This window comes from Georgenia sp. EYE_87 (assembly GCF_023148685.1).
In the GTDB taxonomy this organism is placed as follows: Bacteria; Actinomycetota; Actinomycetes; order Actinomycetales; family Actinomycetaceae; genus Georgenia.
Genome location: NZ_JAHXNL010000003.1, coordinates 176,763 through 191,504 on the forward strand (window position 1 = coordinate 176,763; position 14,742 = coordinate 191,504).

A 14,742-nucleotide genomic window follows, 5' to 3' on the forward strand; every position below is an offset into this window, starting at 1 on the left:
ACCTCGCCAGAGCAAGGGGCGCCGCTCCCGCGAGGGCGAGGGGCGCCGCTCCCGCGAGGGACCCGTCCAACCCGCCCTGCGCGGGGCCGAGACGGGTCAGAGGGCGGCCAGGGCCGGGGACGCCGTGAGCGCCCGCAGCGCCGGGACGCCGACCGGCTCGGACGCGAGAAGCGGGATCACCGCGCATCGGGAGGAGTCGCGGGCCATCACCCTGGCGATCTCGCCGGACTCGTTCCGGGCGCGGCGGCGCAGCAGCGGGTCGGTCGTGGTCGCGGCGGCCAGGGAGTTGTTGACCACCCACGCCCAGGGCTCGATGCCGGCCCGGCGCAGATCTTCCTGGAGCGCCTCGGCCTCGAGCACCGGCGTGGTCTCCGGCAGGGTCACGACGACGACCTTCGTCAGCTCCGGGTCCTGCAGCCGCATCATCGGGGTGACGATGGAGGACCGCTGCCCCAGCTGCCGCACGACGTCGCGGTGGTACGAGCCCGTGGCGTCCAGCAGCAGCAGGGTGTGCCCGGTCGGGGCGGTGTCGATGACGACGAAGCGTCGCCGCGCCCCGCTCACCGCCCGGGAGAAGGCCTGGAAGACGGCGATCTCCTCGGTGCACGGGGAGCGCAGGTCCTCCTCGAGGGCCGCCCGCCCGGCGTCGTCGAGCGCGGCGCCCTTGGTGCGCAGCACCGTCTCGCGGTACGCGCGGGTCGCGACCTCGGGGTCGATCCGGGAGACCTCGAGGTTCTCCACGGTGCCGGCCAGGGTCTCGGTCAGGTGCGCGGCGGGATCGGTGGTGGTCAGGTGCACCGGGAGGCCACGCTCGGCCAGGGCCACGGCGAGCGCGGCGGCGACGGTGGTCTTGCCGACGCCGCCCTTGCCCATGAGCATGACCAGGCCGTGCCCCTGGGCGGCGAGCTCCTCGACCAGGGCGTCCAGGCTCTCGGCGCCCTCGGGGAGCTCCGGCGGCGTCCCGGCCTGGCGCTCGGCCGCGGCGGTGCCGACCCTGCCGGGCTCGAAGAGGCTGCCCAGGGCGTCCGGACCGACCATGTTCTCGCCCTTGAGCTCGAGCACGTCGGTCGGGAGGCCACGGAGGGCGGCGGGCAGGTCGCGCAGCACCGCCTGCTCGCGGCCGTGCACGGCGGCGGCCAGCTCGTCCCCGCCCGGCGGCTCGGGCATGACGGCGTTGACGACGACGTGCTGCTCGCGCATGCCCAGGTCGGCAAGCTCGGCGCTGGTGCGCTCGATCTCCTCCACCGCCGCCCGCTGGGCGCGGGTGACGAGCACCAGGCGCGTGCGGCCGGCGTCGGCCAGGGCGTCGACGGCCTCGGCGTAGACGGCCCGCTGACGCTCGAGCCCGGCGAGCGGGCCGAGGCAGGAGGCGTCGCCCTTGCCCTCGTTGAGGAAGTCGGTCCACGAGCCGGGCAGCTGGAGCAGCCGGATGGTGTGCCCCGTCGGCGCGGTGTCGAAGACGACGTGGTCGAACCCGACGACCGCGGCATCGCCGGCGAGCAGGCCGGTGAACTCGTTGAAGGAGGCGATCTCGGTGGTACAGGCCCCGGAGAGCTGCTCCTCGATCAGGCTCACCTCGGCCGCGGGCAGCAGGTTCCGCACCGGTCCGACGATGCGCTCGCGGTAGGCGTCGGCCGCCTCGTCCGGGTTGATCTCGAGGGCGGAGAGCCCCGGCACCGCGGGCACGGCGGTGACGGCGTTACCCACGTGGAGGCCGAAGACCTGGCCGACGTTCGAGGCCGGGTCCGTGCTGACCAGCAGGACCGCCCTGCCGTCGCGGGCCAGGGCGATGGCGGCGGCGCAGGCGACCGAGGTCTTGCCCACGCCACCCTTGCCGGTCAGGAACAGGTAGCGGGGCGCGCCCGCGAGGAAGGAGGGCGTGGTCACGGTCGGTCTCCTCGGCTCAGCAGCAGCCGGTGCCGCCGCAGCAGCCACCGGACTCCTGGGCGAGCCCGAGCTCGGCGCGGACGGCCGGTGCCGCGGTCAGCCCCAGCTCGGTGCGCCCGGCCGGCACCGGGGCCAGCTCGGCCCAGCGCGCGAGCTGATCACGGTCGGGGTAGCGCCCGGTCATCGCGACGGTGCCGTCCACGAGGACCAACGGAAGCCCCGCCGAGCCGGAGAGCTCGAGGAACTGCACGACGGCCGGGCGGCCGGCGAACGCCGTCGGCTCGCTCGCCAGGTTGTACCGGGCGACGTCGGCACCCTGCGAGCGGAGCCAGTCCAGGTCCGCGGTGAAGGTCACCAGCTCCTGCGGTACGTCCGTGCCGCAGACCCCGGTGCTGCAGCACATGGCTGGCTCGTAAACCTCGATGGCGCTCATGGACCCCAACTTCCTTATCGATGACTGTCGATGATTCGAGCATACGGGACCGGCACCGAGGCTCATGGAACCAAGGTCCCACCCGACCTCAGTCCGTCCGCGACACCACCGCCGGCTCGGGCAGCCGGTCCGCGGGGGTGACGACACCGGCGGGGAAGAAGAATCGCGCGGCCAGGACGCCGACCGCGCCACCCAGAAGCTGCGCGAGGACGAAGGGGAGCACGGAGACCGGCGCGATCCCGGCGAAGGTGTCGGTGAACATCCGGCCGACCGTCACGGCGGGGTTCGCGAACGACGTCGAGCTGGTGAACCAGTACGCCGCGCCGATGTAGGCCCCCACCGCGGGCGCGATCCAGGCTCCCCGGCCGGAGCGGGTCAGGGAGAAGATCACGAGGACGAGACCCGCGGTGGCCACGACCTCGGCGAGCAGCAGCCCGGCGCCCGACCGCACCGTCGTCGCGACCGTGGTGGGGACCTCGAACATGAGGTTCGCGAGCACGGCACCGGCGGCGCCCCCGGCGATCTGGGCCGCGACGTAGGCGCCCGCGCCGCGAAGGCCGAGCCCGGCACCGGCCCGGCGCCCGGCGGCCCACTCGGCCAGGGAGACGACCGGGTTCAGGTGGGCCCCGGACACCGGCCCCAGAACCACGATCAGCACCGCCAGCCCGAGCGTGGTGGCCAGGCTGTTCTGCAGCAGCTGCAGGCCCACGTCGCCCGGGGAGAGCCGCTGCGCGGCGATCCCCGACCCGACGACGACGGCGACCAACCCGGCCGTCCCGACGAGCTCGGCGACCAGGCGGCGGACCCACGAGGGCGGCGGCGCCGCTTCGGAAGTGTTCACGGCCCCATGGTTGACGAGGAGTGATATCTCAGTCAAACTTGAGGCAATGAACATCGAGCGAACCACCGACCCGCGACGCGGCCAGCAGCTGGCGCGCCGAGCGGCGCTCCATGCCGCCCTGGCGGACCCGGCGCGGCTGCAGATCGTCGACACGCTCAACCTCGGCGACGCCTCGCCGTCCGAGCTGGCCGAGGCCATCGGCATGCCCTCGAACCTGCTCGCTCACCACCTCAAGGTGCTCGAGCGCGAGGGCATCGTCGGGCGCACCCGGTCCGAGGGCGACAGGCGCCGGTCGTACGTCCACCTGGTCCCGGGGGCGCTCGCCGACCTCACCGCCGGTCAGGTGCGGCAGGTGCCGCGGGTGCTGTTCGTGTGCACCGCGAACTCCGCCCGCTCGCACCTGGCGACCGCCCTGTGGCGGCAGACCAGCGAGATCCCCGCCGTCTCGGCCGGCACCCACCCGGCCGAGGAGATCGCGCCGGGCGCCGTCGAGAGCGCACGCCGCCACCACCTCGAGCTGGCCCAGCGCCGGCCCCAGCACGTCGACGGCGTGCGCGCCGAGGGTGATCTCGTCATCACGGTCTGCGACCGCGCGCACGAGGAGCTCGACTTCCCCGTCGACGTCCACTGGTCCATCCCCGACCCGATCCTCGCCGGCACCCCCGAGGCGTTCGACCGAGCCCTCGAGGAGATCGGCCGCCGGGTCGGCAACCTCGCCCCCCGGCTGTCCCTGCCCACCAACCCGATCGACGTCGCGCCTCCCGCGACCCGCTGACCCGAGGAGAACCCCATGTCCGAGCGCCCCAGCGTCATGTTCGTCTGCGTCCACAACGCCGGCCGGTCCCAGATGGCCGCCGCCTGGCTGTCCCACCTCGCCGGCGACGCCGTCGAGGTTCGGTCGGCCGGCTCCGCCCCGGCGGACCAGGTCAACCCCGCCGCCGTCGAGGCCATGGCCGAGGTCGGCATCGACATCGCCGCGGAGAAGCCCAAGGTCCTGACCACGGAGGCCGTCAAGGAGTCCGACGTCGTCATCACCATGGGCTGCGGCGACGCCTGCCCGATCTTCCCCGGCAAGCGCTACGAGGACTGGGAGCTCGAGGACCCCGCCGGCAGGAGCGTCGACGGCGTCCGGCCGGTGCGCGACGAGATCAAGAACCGCGTCGAGAAGCTCATCGCCAGCCTCCTGCCCGCGAAGGCCTGACCGCGGCTCGCGCCGACTGCGTCCCACCACCACACCCGAAGGAGCGAGCATGAGCAACGTCCCCGCGGTCACCGACGCCACGTTCGACGCCGAGGTGCTGCAGTCAGGCACGCCCGTGCTGGTCGACATCTGGGCCACGTGGTGCGCCCCGTGCCGACGCACCGAGCCGATCATCGAGGAGCTCGCGGCCGAGCACGGCGACAGGATCAAGTTCGTCAAGCTCGACGCCGACGCGAACGTCGAGACCGTCACGAGGTATGGCGTCGTGTCCATCCCGACCTTCAACCTCTACTCCGGCGGCGAGGTCGTGAAGTCGCTCGTCGGCGCGAGGACGAAGAAGCAGTTCCTCGACGAGCTCGCCGAGTACCTCTAGCGCGATCGCCGCTGCGGGCACGAGGGAGCGGCCCGCGCTCTACCTCCCGGGCCGCTCGATGCCCTTGCGCTGCTTGAGCGCGTCGAGCTGCGTGCGCACCGCGGCCTCGTTCTCCAGCTGGTCGAACGCCTCGCGCACCTGGGCGGAGTCGGGGTCGGCGCCGGCGATCTCGTCGTAGGCGGCAGCACGGGCCTGGAGGCGGCGCACCTCCCTCTCGGCCTCGAGGGCCGCGGACTCCGCGCCCGCCGCCTGCCGGCCGGCCGCGGCGGTCGCCTCGCGCATCTGGAGGGCGGCCTGGGCCGCGCCGTGGTCCGCGCGCAGGGCCTGGAACCGGACGTAGGAGTCCTGGACCTGCCTCTCGAGGCGGACGAGGTCGTGCTCGAGTCGGCGCACCTGCTCGTCGATCGAGCGGTGCTGGGCCGCGAGACCCTCGAGGCGCTTGCCGGCCTCGATGGAGCGACGGAGGTACTCGCGGGCCCCCTCGTCGTGCCCCATGGCGACGGCGGCCTCGGCCTGCCGGTCCCACTGCTGCCGCTCGGCGCTGGCCTGCTGGGCGAGGATCTCGACCCGACGGCGGTTCGCGGCGAGGTCGGCGACGCTGCGGCTGGCCTGGTCGAGGCGACGGAACTGCTCGGCCTGCGCCGCCTCCACCGCCTGCACGGGGTCGACCGGCCCCTGCTTCCGGGCGGCCCGTTCGGCGCGGTTCGCCCGGGCGATGCGGCCGAGGCGGTTGCGGATCGACAACGCGAGGCCCCTCAGGCGGCGCGACGGGTGCGGTAGGAGGTGCCCCAGGCCTGCAGCGCCTCGACCTCGAGCGCAAGGTGGTCCCCGGCGCGGGTGAGCTGGCTCGGGCCGGTGGCCATGGTGGCGCTGAACACGGAGCGGCGCAGGTCGGCGCACAGGCGCGCGTGCTCGGCGACCTGGTCCGTCAGCCACGCGACCCACGCCCGCCGGAGCTCGGCGTCGGGCTCGATCTCGGCGAGCCGGAGCTCGTCGTCCAGCTGGTGACCGGTGCGCACGAGGCTGGCGGCGACCGAGGGCATCGCGCCCACCGGAGCCCCCTGCGACTCGGCGGCGCCGATGGCGCGCTCCGTCGCGTCGACGGAGCGCTGGACCTCGAGGCGCATCCTCGCCAGCCGGCGTCCGGCGTCGTCCGCCGTGACGGCGCGGACGGTGAGCCGGCCCCGGTCGACGCCGCGGCGCAGCCGGCGCGACCGACGGATCCGGCGCACCACGTACCAGAGGCTCCCGACGGCAGCCAGGCCGACCACGAGCATGACGGCGCCGCCGACCAGGACCACCTGGGCCAGCACGTCGACGATGTCCATGGCGTCCGCCTCGGCGTCAGTCATCTCGTCTCACTCCTCACCGCGCGGGAGCACAGGGCCCGCACCGCCACACTACTTCTGACGATCGGCGCGCCGCCAGGGTTCCACGGTGGCTGCGCCCGGCGGCGTGCCTCAGGAGCCCGCTCGGAGCCAGCCCAGGTACGAGTGCACCAGACTGACCGCGAGCGCCCCCTCACCGACCGCGGAGGCGACCCGCTTGACCGACCCGTGGCGCACGTCCCCGGCCGCGAAGACGCCCGGGAGCGACGTCTCGAGCAGCGCCGCCGCGCGCGGGCCCGACCGCGGCGGGGTGTCCGCGCCGGTCAGCACGTAGCCCCGACGGTCCTTTGCGACCTCCTCGCCGAGCCAGTGCGAGCGCGGCTCGGCGCCGATGAGCACGAAGAGGATGCCGGGCACGTCCACCTCCCGGCCGGTGTCGACGTCGCGCAGCCGCAGGGACTCGACGAACTCCGTCCCCGTCCCGCCCACCACCTCGGTGCGGTAGCGCACGGCGATGTTCGGCGCCGCCTCGATCTCCCGGATCAGGTACTCGGACATCGTCTCGGCGAGGGTGGCGCGCCGCACCAGCACGGTGACCTGGTCGGCGTAGCGCGCCAGGTGCACCGCCGCCTGCCCGGCGGAGTTGCCGCCCCCGGCCACGTACACCTGCTTCCCGCGCGTGGACGGCGCCTCCGAGACCGTCGCCCCGTAGAACACGCCCCGCCCCGTCAGCGCCTCGAGCTCGGGCACCCCGAGGCGCCGGTAGGCGGCCCCGGTGGCGACGACCACCGTCGAGCTGCGCACGGAGGAGTTGTCGCTGAGCCGCACGGAGATGTGGTTGCCGGACGCGGCGAGCGCGGTGGCGGCGCGCATGAAGTGAAACCTCGCCCCGAAGGTCCACGCCTGCTCGTACGCGCGGAACGCCAGCCGGCTCCCCGAGATCCCGCTCGGGAAGCCCAGGTAGTTGCGGATGAGCGACGACGTGCCCGCCTGCCCGCCCACCGCCTCGGTCTCGAGCACGATCGTGCGCAGCCCCTCCGACGCCGCGTACACCGCCGCGCCGAGCCCGGCCGGGCCGGCGCCGACGATCGTCACGTCGAACTCCTCGTCCTGGCGCACCGGCTCAAAGAGGCCGAAGGCGTCGGCGATCTGGATGTCGCTCGGGTTCTGCAGCACGGTGGCGTCGCGACGGAAGTGCAGCAGCACGACCGGCAGCGCGGGGTCGCTCACCCCGGCGCCCAGGAGGATGGCGCGACCGTCCGGCTTCGCGACGTCGTAGAAGCCGGTCGGGATGTGGTTGCGGTCGAACATGTCGCGCAGCTGCTGGGTGCGGCGGTCCCAGCGCTGCCCGACCAGGCGCACCGCCTCGAACGAGGTGCCGCGCCGACTGGCGGCCTCGTCGAGGAACTCGCTGACGGTGCGGTGGAACTCCTCGTCCGACTCCAGCTCGGGGCAGGTGAGCCACCGGTCCACGCGGCCCATGCCGATCGCGTCGAAGATCGGCCGGGCGGTGCTCCAGTCGCCCCAGCGCACCGCGGACACGCGCAGCGCCGTGCGTTCGACCGGCAGCTGCTCGAGCACGCTCAGCCCGTCCGGCTCGGCCGCGCCGTAGCCGACCATGAGCAGCGCGACGGGGACCTCGTCCGCCCGCAGCCGGTCCAGCGTCTCCCGCGTGGACGCGACGTCGCCGTGCACGCGCACGTCGTAGTCGTTGTCGTACCGGCGTCTTAGCGCCCGCTGCACCAGCGCGCGCATGCCGGGATCGCGGCTGAGCAGGACGATCGCGGGCCGGTCCACGGTCACGGCGTCTCTCGGACGGGGGTCCGGCTGGCCTCGGTCGCCACGAAGGCGGCGGCGCCCGTGACGGCGACCGCCGTCGCCATGACGAGGAAGCCGGCGGCCGACGGCGACTGCCACCGCACGTCCTCGGCGAACCGCCCCGCCACCAGCAGCTGCAGGACGCCCAGGACGGCGTAGGCGACGGCGGGCACCCGCAGCAGGTCCAGGTCCCCGGCCCGCACCAGCAGGAACGCCGCGAAGCCGTACGCGGCCAGCCACGACCCGACCGCCCGGGCCGTCAGCGGGGTGAGGGTCCAGGGCCAGAGCACCTCCGCCGTCGCCGGGGTGAGGTAGAGCGCGACGCCGACGCCGAGCAGGACCAGACCCTCCACGACCAGGAGGGCGCGGAGCCAGGCCGGCAGCGCCCGCCGTCGCACGAGCGGCTCGGCGCGACGCTCCTGCACCACCAGCACCACCGCCATGCCCACCGGCACCACGACGTAGACCGCGAGCCAGAACCAGGCGGCGAACCGGGGCAGGGCGCCGTCGGCGGCGAGGTGGAAGCGGTCGAGGTGGACGAGGGTCGCCACCAGCGTCAGGGCCGTGAACACGAGGATGGTGACCAGCGGGACCCGGGTGCGCGCCCAGCTGCCGCCGAGCCAGGACAGGACCACCAGCACCGTCCCCGACGCGTAGCCGGCGCCGAGGAAGCCGGCCGTGGCGGGCGGGTCGATCGTCCAGGCGAAGGTCTCCGCGGTGTGCTCCGCGCGGACGAGCAGGGCGCCGACGGCGAGCGCGGTCAGGACCGCGAAGACGGCGAGCAGGACCCGGGTGCGAAGGAGCAGCCGGTCGGTCCGGCCTCGCGAGGTCATGGCACGCCTCCGCGTCCGGCGTCATCTCGTGCGCGCTAACGCGACTCCCCCGCGGCCGGCCTCGTCACCGACCTCGGGTCCAAGGGTACGTCCGCGACACCGGCCCTGAGCACCGCATTTCCGGTCGGGGACCGCGGATCAGCACGACGCCCTCAGCACAGCCGCCGGTCCCCGGCGGAACCGACGCGCTCAACGGCAGGCCAGCACGTCGTCGTCGACGCAGTCATGCCCGGGCCGCCAGGCGGGGGCGAGCTGGCCGCCGCCCCTGCGGGGCCGCTACAGCTCGCCGACCGCCTTGAAGCTGGCGTCCAGCGCCCGGCGGGTGCGCTCGAAGTCGCGAGCGGCGACGCCGACGAACACGCAGTCCACCACCGTGAGCTGGGCGATGCGGCTCGCCATGGCGCCGGAGCGGAAGGTGGTCTCGCGCGTCGTCGTCGTCAGCACGAGGTCGGCCCGCCGGGCGAGCGGCGAGCGCGGGTGGTTCGTGAGCGCCACCGTCCGGGCGCCGCCCTGGCCGGCGACCCGGAGCGGCTCGATCACGTCCGACGTCGCCCCGGAGTGGGAGACGGAGAAGACCACGTCCTCGGGGCCGCGGAGCGAGGCGAGGGTCATGGCGGCGTGCCGGTCGGTCGCGACGTTGACCGCCAGCCCGAGCCGGGAGAGCTTCTGGCCGAGGTCGGAGGCGGTCAGGCCCGACGCGCCGATGCCGAAGATGTCGATGTGCCGGGCGCCCACGAGCGCGTCGACGACCTTCTCCAGCACCGCGACGTCCAGGCCAGCGGTGGTGCTCTCGACGGCGCGGGAGTCGGCGTAGCCGATCTTGGCGACGATGTCGGCGAGGGTGTCGCTCGGATCCATCTCGCCCGACAGCGGGGCGCGAGAGCTGCGGCCCTCCTCGATGCCCGCCGCGGTCGCGAGGGCGAGCTTGAGCTCGGGGAAGCCGGAGAAGCCCATGTGCTGGGCGAACCGCACGACCGTCGGCGGGGACGTCCGGCACCGCTCGGCGAGCGAGGTCACGGACTCGCGGGCGACGAGCAGGGGGTCGGCCACCACGGCCTCGCCGACGCGCCGCTCGGCGGGGCGCAGCTCGGGGAGCATCCCGCGGACGCGGCTGACGAGGCCGACGGTCGGTGCCTCGGTCATGGGACCTCCTCGGGGCGACGTGAGCCTCCACGCTGCACGCCCGCCATGTAAACCAGTGAACTCAGGTTACATTCTCATGGAAACTCTTGACATCGCAGCCCGTTCGGGGAAACGTCCCTGCTGACATCGCCGTCACGACCCTCGTGCCGAGCCCGATCCGCCCGAAAGTGCGGCGACGACCCGCCGAGACCGGCCCGAAAGGACACACACCATGCACCGCCGGAGAGTACTTGCCTCCACAGCCGCCGTCGCGGCTGCCGTCCTCGCCCTGTCCGCCTGCGCGCCCTCCGACGACGCGCCGGACCCCGGCGCCGACGGGGGCGCCACCTCCGCCGCGGGATCGGAGGACTGCGCCGAGCCGGTCGCCCTCGACGTCTGGTCCTGGCGCACCGAGGACAAGGACGCCTACGAGACGATCTTCGACGTCTTCGAGGAGGCCAACCCCTGCATCACGGTGAACTTCCAGGCCTACAAGAACACCGAGTACAACCAGATCCTCCAGACCGGCCTGACCGGCTCCGACGGCCCGGACGTGGCGCAGGTGCGCTCGTACGGCCTGCTCCAGCCCCTGGTCGAGGGCGGCAACCTCGCCCCGCTCGACGACGTCGTCCCGGCCCTCGCGGAGTTCGACGACGCGATCCTCGACGGAGCCCGCGGCAAGGAGGACGACGCGCTGTACGGCGTCCCGTTCGCCACGCAGACGATCCAGGTCTTCTACAACACGGCGATCTTCGAGGAGCACGGCCTCGAGGAGCCGGAGACCTGGGAGGACTTCATCGCGGTCAACGACACCCTCGAGGCAGCCGGCGTGACGCCGCTCGCCGTCGGGGCCAAGGACGCCTGGTTCGTCCCCACCGTCCACGACGCGCTGACCGCCGCCCAGTACGGCGGCGCGGACTTCCAGCAGGCGCTGCGCGAGGGCTCCACGGACTTCACCGACCCGGCCTACGTCGCCTCGATCCAGACCTTCGCCGACCTCGAGCAGTACATGCCCGACGACGTCGTCGGCGTGGGCTACACCGACGCCCAGGTGCTCTTCACCTCCGGCGCGGCGGCGATGTTCGCCGGCGGCTCCTACGAGCTGGCCTTCTTCCAGTCGTCCAACCCCGAGCTCGAGCTCGGCGTGTTCCAGGTGCCGCCGCCCGAGGGCTCGGCGCTCGACCACCCGGTGAGCCCCGGCTACGCCGACGGGAACTGGGGCCTCTCGGCCGCCTCGGACAACACCGCGGAGGCGGAGACGCTGCTGAACTGGCTGGCCGACGCCGAGTTCGGGCAGATGGTCGCCAACGACCTCAAGCAGTTCTCCCCCGTGCCGGGCGTGGAGTTCGACGAGCCGCTCATGCAGGAGATGTGGGACCTCTACCAGGAGAACCCCGCCCCGTACCTGCTGCTCGTGGACTACCGCTACGGCGACCCGGTCGGCACCGACCTCATGGGTGAGGGCGGCCAGCAGCTCTTCCTCGGCGAGCTGGACGCTGCCGGCGTCGCGAGCAAGATCCAGGACGGTCTCTCGGCCTGGTGGACGCCGGGCCAGTGACCGCTCCGTCCGGACCCGCGACGGTGACCGGGCCGACGGCGGAGGCTCCGCCGTCGGCCGGGCGCCGCCCACCCCTGACCGCGGCCCTGCCGACGGGGACGGCCCTGCTCTTCCTCCTCCCGGCGGCGCTGCTGTTCGGCTTCTTCGTGCTCTACCCGATGGTCACGGCGCTGACGTACTCCCTGTACTCGTGGCGGGGCACCTCGCAGGAGTCGTTCGTCGGGCTGGGCAACTTCGTCCAGCTCTTCACGGCCGAGCCCTACGCCACGCAGGTGCCGCGGGCGTTCGCCCACAACCTGCTGCTCTTCGCCGGCTCGATGGTGGTGCAGAACTCCGTCGGCCTGCTGCTGGCGGTGGTGCTGCACCGGCGCCGGCGGTTCAAGAGGCTCTTCCAGGTGCTGTACACGATGCCGTACCTGGTCTCGCCGCTGGTGATCGGCTACCTGTGGTCCCTGCTGCTCTCCCCGCTCTTCGGGCCGGTCAACGCCCTGCTCAAGACGGTCGGGCTCGAGGCGCTCGCCCTGCCGTGGCTCGGTGACCCGTCCACGGCCCTGTGGGTCGTGGTGCTCGTGACCGCCTGGCAGTGGGTCGGCTTCCCGCTGCTGCTCTACGGGGCGGCGCTCGGCGGTCTCGACGCGTCGCTGGACGAGGCGGCCGAGCTCGACGGCGCCACCGCCCGCCAGCGGTTCTGGCACATCACCCTGCCGCTGCTGACCCCGATCATCGGCACCGTGAGCGTGCTGACGTTCATCTTCTCGATGGAGGCGTTCCCCATCCCGTACGCGCTCGGCGGCTCGACCGGGTCCCCCGCGGGCGCCACGGACGTGATGTCGCTGCTCTTCTACCGCACCGCGTTCCAGTCCGGCTCGTCGAACGCGATCGGCACGTCCTCGGCGATCGCCATCCTGCTGTTCCTGGTGATCTTCGGGCTGTCCGTCGCGTTCAACCGGTGGTTCCGCCGCGCCGAGCGGAGGTTGTCCTGATGGCCACGACCCTCGCCGTCCCCGGCACCGCCTCGGCGGCGGCCAGGCGGCCCGCGACGCCGCGCGGCCGCCGAACCGGCGGCGTGCGCGCGGCGCTCACGTCGACCCTGCTGTGGGTCTACGCCGCCGTCGCGATCCTGCCGCTGCTGACCATGGTGCTGAACTCCTTCCGCACCAACCAGGAGCTGGTGTCCGAGCCGCTCGGCCTGCCCGCCGAGCCGAGCCTGGCGGCGTACCAGGAGGCGTGGATCGAGGCGTCGTTCTCGACCTACTTCTGGAACTCGATCGTGGTGACGGTGGGCTCGGTCGCGCTCTCGACGGTCGTGTCGCTCCTGGCGGCCTACGCCCTGGCCCGCAGCCGCTCGCGGCTCATGGGGGTGATCGAGCAGGTCTTCGTCTCCGGGCTGATGATGCCGGTGTTCCTCATGATCGTGCCGATCTTCTACCTCCTCGACGCGATCGGGATGGTCTCGACCCGCACCGGGCTGGTGCTCGTCTACGCCGCGGTGTCGATCCCGTTCTCGGTGTTCGTGCTCGGCACGTTCTTCCGGCAGCTGCCCGGCGAGCTCGAGGAGGCCGCGCGCATCGACGGGGCCGGGCCGCTGCGGATGTTCTGGTCCGTGATGCTCCCGCTGGTGCGGCCCGCGGTGGCCACGGTGGTGGTCTTCCGGTTCGTGCCGATCTGGAACGACTTCTTCTACCCGCTGATCCTGGTGCGCGACCGCACGAGGTACACGCTGCCGGTGGGCCTGACGACGTTCTTCGGCGAGTACCAGACCAGCTGGTCCACGCTCTTCGCGGGGCTGGTGATCGCCACGCTCCCGCTGGTGGTGCTGTTCCTGCTCGCGACCAAGCAGATCATCTCCGGCCTCACCGCCGGCATGGGCAAGTAGGGCCTCGGACGCAACCCACATCGCCGAGGTCTGCCGTTCGGGGCGAGGTCTGCAGCTCCAGCGGCAGACCTCGGCGGTGAACGGGAGACCTCGGCGGTCAGGGACAGACCTCGACGTGAGCGGCAGAGCTCGGCGGTCACGGACAGACCTCGGACGGGGGCCAGGGCAGGGGACCGCACTGGGCGGCGGACCTCACATGGCGCCGGGCAGCTTCCGGGCCGGAACGCCAGCTCGGGGGTGCGATGATCTCCTCCGCCATGTCCGCTCCCCGTCCCACGACCGCCCTGCCCCGCGAGATCTGGGTGCTCGTCTGCGCCGCTTTCGTCATCGCCATGGGCTACGGCCTCGTCGCCCCGGTGCTCCCGCAGTTCGCCCGCAGCTTCGACGTGGGGGTGACCGCCGCGTCGGTGGTGGTCAGCGTCTTCGCGTTCTTCCGGCTCGTCTTCGCCCCGGTGGGCGGCAGGCTCATCGGACGGCTCGGCGAACGTCCGGTGTACCTCGTCGGCCTGCTGGTGGTCGCGGGCTCCACCGCGGCCACCGCGTTCGCGCAGAGCTACGCCCAGCTGCTCGTATTTCGGGGGCTCGGCGGCATCGGCTCGACGATGTTCACCGTCTCGGCGATGGGGCTGATCGTCCGCCTCGCACCGCCGACGGCGCGCGGCCGGGCGTCCTCGGCGTACGGCACCGCGTTCCTGCTGGGCAACATCGGCGGGCCCCTGGTCGGCGGCCTGCTCGCGGAGGCCGGGCTGCGCGTGCCCTTTCTCGTCTACGCCGCCTCGCTGCTCGTCGCCACCGCTGTGGTCGCCGTCTTCCTGCGGCCGGCCGCGCTGCGCCCGCGGCCCGGTGCTGCGCCGCTGCCGGCGATGCGGCTGCAGGAGGCGCTCGCGCACCCCGCGTACCGCGCCGCGCTCGTCGCGGCATTCGCCAACGGATGGTCCAACTTCGGAGTACGGGTCGCCATCCTTCCCCTGTTCGCGGCGGCCAGCCTCGGGGCCGGCCCGTGGGCCGCCGGCGCCGCGCTCGCGGCCTTCGCCATCGGCAACACCGTCGCCCTGACGCCCTCGGGCCGGATCTCCGACGCGCGCGGCCGCAAGCCGCTGCTGGTGACCGGCCTGCTCGTCAACGGCGTGCTCACCGCCGCCCTCGGGCTGACCGGCCACCTGGTGGCCCTGCTGGTGGTCTCCGCCCTCGCCGGCGTGGGGGTCGGGATGCTCAACCCGGCGCAGCAGGCGACGGTGGCCGACGTGGTGGGCAGCGAGCGCACGGCCGGTCCGGTGCTCGCCGTGTTCCAGATGTGCAGCGACGCCGGGCAGATCCTCGGGCCCGTCCTCGCCGGGCTCCTGGTGGACCACACGGGCTACGGCGCCGCGTTCGCGCTGTCGGGCGCCATCACCTTCGTCGCCGCCCTGGTCTGGACGCGTGCTCCGGAGACCCATCCGGCGCGCAGCGAGCAGCGCCGCCCGCAGCACTGA

15 protein-coding genes are annotated in these 14,742 nt (G+C 73.4%); 7 read left to right on the top strand and 8 right to left on the bottom strand.

From position 1 onward, the window contains the following. Positions 1 to 96 precede the first annotated feature (96 nt). The 3 genes from arsA to KZX45_RS06545 form a co-directional block, all read right to left on the bottom strand. Positions 97 to 1,887 (bottom strand): arsenical pump-driving ATPase, encoded by a 1,791-nt coding sequence (gene arsA / locus KZX45_RS06535; protein WP_248256917.1) that lies wholly within the window; start codon positions 1,885 to 1,887, stop codon positions 97 to 99. Positions 1,888 to 1,903: 16 nt separating this feature from the next. Continuing rightward, positions 1,904 to 2,320 (bottom strand): arsenite efflux transporter metallochaperone ArsD, encoded by a 417-nt coding sequence (gene arsD, locus KZX45_RS06540; protein ID WP_248256918.1) that lies wholly within the window; start codon positions 2,318 to 2,320, stop codon positions 1,904 to 1,906. Positions 2,321 to 2,408: 88 nt separating this feature from the next. Further along, on the bottom strand, positions 2,409 to 3,161 hold the full coding sequence (locus tag KZX45_RS06545; RefSeq protein ID WP_248256919.1) for an aquaporin: 753 nt from the start codon (positions 3,159 to 3,161) through the stop codon (positions 2,409 to 2,411). Positions 3,162 to 3,207: 46 nt separating this feature from the next. Between KZX45_RS06545 and KZX45_RS06550 the strand changes: the two genes are divergently transcribed. Genes KZX45_RS06550 through trxA form a run of 3 tightly spaced genes read left to right on the top strand, consistent with a single transcriptional unit; the run spans position 3,208 to position 4,735 of the window. Next, entirely contained in the window at positions 3,208 to 3,936 is a 729-nt protein-coding gene (locus KZX45_RS06550) for an ArsR family transcriptional regulator (protein WP_248256920.1), read from the top strand. A gap of 15 nt (positions 3,937 to 3,951) precedes the next feature. After that, on the top strand, positions 3,952 to 4,362 hold the full coding sequence (locus tag KZX45_RS06555; protein ID WP_248256921.1) for an arsenate reductase ArsC: 411 nt from the start codon (positions 3,952 to 3,954) through the stop codon (positions 4,360 to 4,362). A gap of 49 nt (positions 4,363 to 4,411) precedes the next feature. Beyond that, the gene (gene trxA, locus KZX45_RS06560) at positions 4,412 to 4,735 is read left to right on the top strand and encodes a thioredoxin (RefSeq protein WP_248256922.1); all 324 of its coding nucleotides are present in this window, start codon (positions 4,412 to 4,414) and stop codon (positions 4,733 to 4,735) included. Between the two features lie 39 nt (positions 4,736 to 4,774). Here trxA and KZX45_RS06565 read toward each other — a convergent pair whose 3' ends face one another. From KZX45_RS06565 to KZX45_RS06585, 5 genes are all read right to left on the bottom strand, one after another. Then, positions 4,775 to 5,479 (bottom strand): PspA/IM30 family protein, encoded by a 705-nt coding sequence (locus tag KZX45_RS06565; RefSeq protein ID WP_248256923.1) that lies wholly within the window; start codon positions 5,477 to 5,479, stop codon positions 4,775 to 4,777. Between the two features lie 11 nt (positions 5,480 to 5,490). Further along, positions 5,491 to 6,087 carry a hypothetical protein gene (locus KZX45_RS06570; protein ID WP_248256924.1) on the bottom strand — a complete coding sequence of 199 codons (597 nt, stop codon included), beginning with the start codon at positions 6,085 to 6,087 and terminating at the stop codon, positions 5,491 to 5,493. Between the two features lie 108 nt (positions 6,088 to 6,195). Next, positions 6,196 to 7,866, bottom strand: coding sequence for an FAD-dependent oxidoreductase (locus tag KZX45_RS06575; protein ID WP_248256925.1), 1,671 nt, complete (start codon positions 7,864 to 7,866; stop codon positions 6,196 to 6,198). After that, the gene (locus KZX45_RS06580) at positions 7,863 to 8,714 is read right to left on the bottom strand and encodes a hypothetical protein (protein WP_248256926.1); all 852 of its coding nucleotides are present in this window, start codon (positions 8,712 to 8,714) and stop codon (positions 7,863 to 7,865) included. Before KZX45_RS06580 ends, KZX45_RS06575 begins: the two co-directional genes overlap by 4 nt. A 276-nt stretch (positions 8,715 to 8,990) precedes the next feature. Beyond that, positions 8,991 to 9,857, bottom strand: a complete 867-nt coding sequence (locus KZX45_RS06585) for a MurR/RpiR family transcriptional regulator (RefSeq protein WP_248256927.1) — start codon at positions 9,855 to 9,857, stop codon at positions 8,991 to 8,993. Positions 9,858 to 10,068: 211 nt separating this feature from the next. Between KZX45_RS06585 and KZX45_RS06590 the strand changes: the two genes are divergently transcribed. The 4 genes from KZX45_RS06590 (at position 10,069) to KZX45_RS06605 (ending at position 14,742) form a co-directional block, all read left to right on the top strand. After that, complete coding sequence (locus KZX45_RS06590) at positions 10,069 to 11,394, top strand: ABC transporter substrate-binding protein (protein ID WP_248256928.1); 1,326 nt, start codon at positions 10,069 to 10,071, stop codon at positions 11,392 to 11,394. A 23-nt stretch (positions 11,395 to 11,417) separates the two neighbouring features. Next, entirely contained in the window at positions 11,418 to 12,377 is a 960-nt protein-coding gene (locus tag KZX45_RS06595; RefSeq protein ID WP_248256929.1) for a carbohydrate ABC transporter permease, read from the top strand. Further along, positions 12,377 to 13,270 carry a carbohydrate ABC transporter permease gene (locus tag KZX45_RS06600; protein ID WP_248256930.1) on the top strand — a complete coding sequence of 298 codons (894 nt, stop codon included), beginning with the start codon at positions 12,377 to 12,379 and terminating at the stop codon, positions 13,268 to 13,270. The genes KZX45_RS06595 and KZX45_RS06600 overlap by 1 nt, the downstream gene beginning before the upstream one ends. A gap of 257 nt (positions 13,271 to 13,527) precedes the next feature. Next, entirely contained in the window at positions 13,528 to 14,742 is a 1,215-nt protein-coding gene (locus KZX45_RS06605) for an MFS transporter (protein WP_248256931.1), read from the top strand.

Excerpts from the sequence above, each read along its gene's own strand:
- KZX45_RS06600 (WP_248256930.1), top strand. The coding sequence starts at position 12,377 with ATGGCCACGACCCTCGCCGTCCCCGGCACCGCCTCGGCGGCGGCCAGG.
- KZX45_RS06590 (WP_248256928.1), top strand. The coding sequence starts at position 10,069 with ATGCACCGCCGGAGAGTACTTGCCTCCACAGCCGCCGTCGCGGCTGCC.
- KZX45_RS06555 (WP_248256921.1), top strand. The coding sequence starts at position 3,952 with ATGTCCGAGCGCCCCAGCGTCATGTTCGTCTGCGTCCACAACGCCGGC.
- trxA (WP_248256922.1), top strand. The coding sequence starts at position 4,412 with ATGAGCAACGTCCCCGCGGTCACCGACGCCACGTTCGACGCCGAGGTG.
- KZX45_RS06605 (WP_248256931.1), top strand. The coding sequence starts at position 13,528 with ATGTCCGCTCCCCGTCCCACGACCGCCCTGCCCCGCGAGATCTGGGTG.
- KZX45_RS06550 (WP_248256920.1), top strand. The coding sequence starts at position 3,208 with ATGAACATCGAGCGAACCACCGACCCGCGACGCGGCCAGCAGCTGGCG.
- KZX45_RS06570 (WP_248256924.1), bottom strand. The coding sequence starts at position 6,087 with ATGACTGACGCCGAGGCGGACGCCATGGACATCGTCGACGTGCTGGCC.
- arsD (WP_248256918.1), bottom strand. The coding sequence starts at position 2,320 with ATGAGCGCCATCGAGGTTTACGAGCCAGCCATGTGCTGCAGCACCGGG.
- KZX45_RS06580 (WP_248256926.1), bottom strand. The coding sequence starts at position 8,714 with ATGACCTCGCGAGGCCGGACCGACCGGCTGCTCCTTCGCACCCGGGTC.
- KZX45_RS06585 (WP_248256927.1), bottom strand. The coding sequence starts at position 9,857 with ATGACCGAGGCACCGACCGTCGGCCTCGTCAGCCGCGTCCGCGGGATG.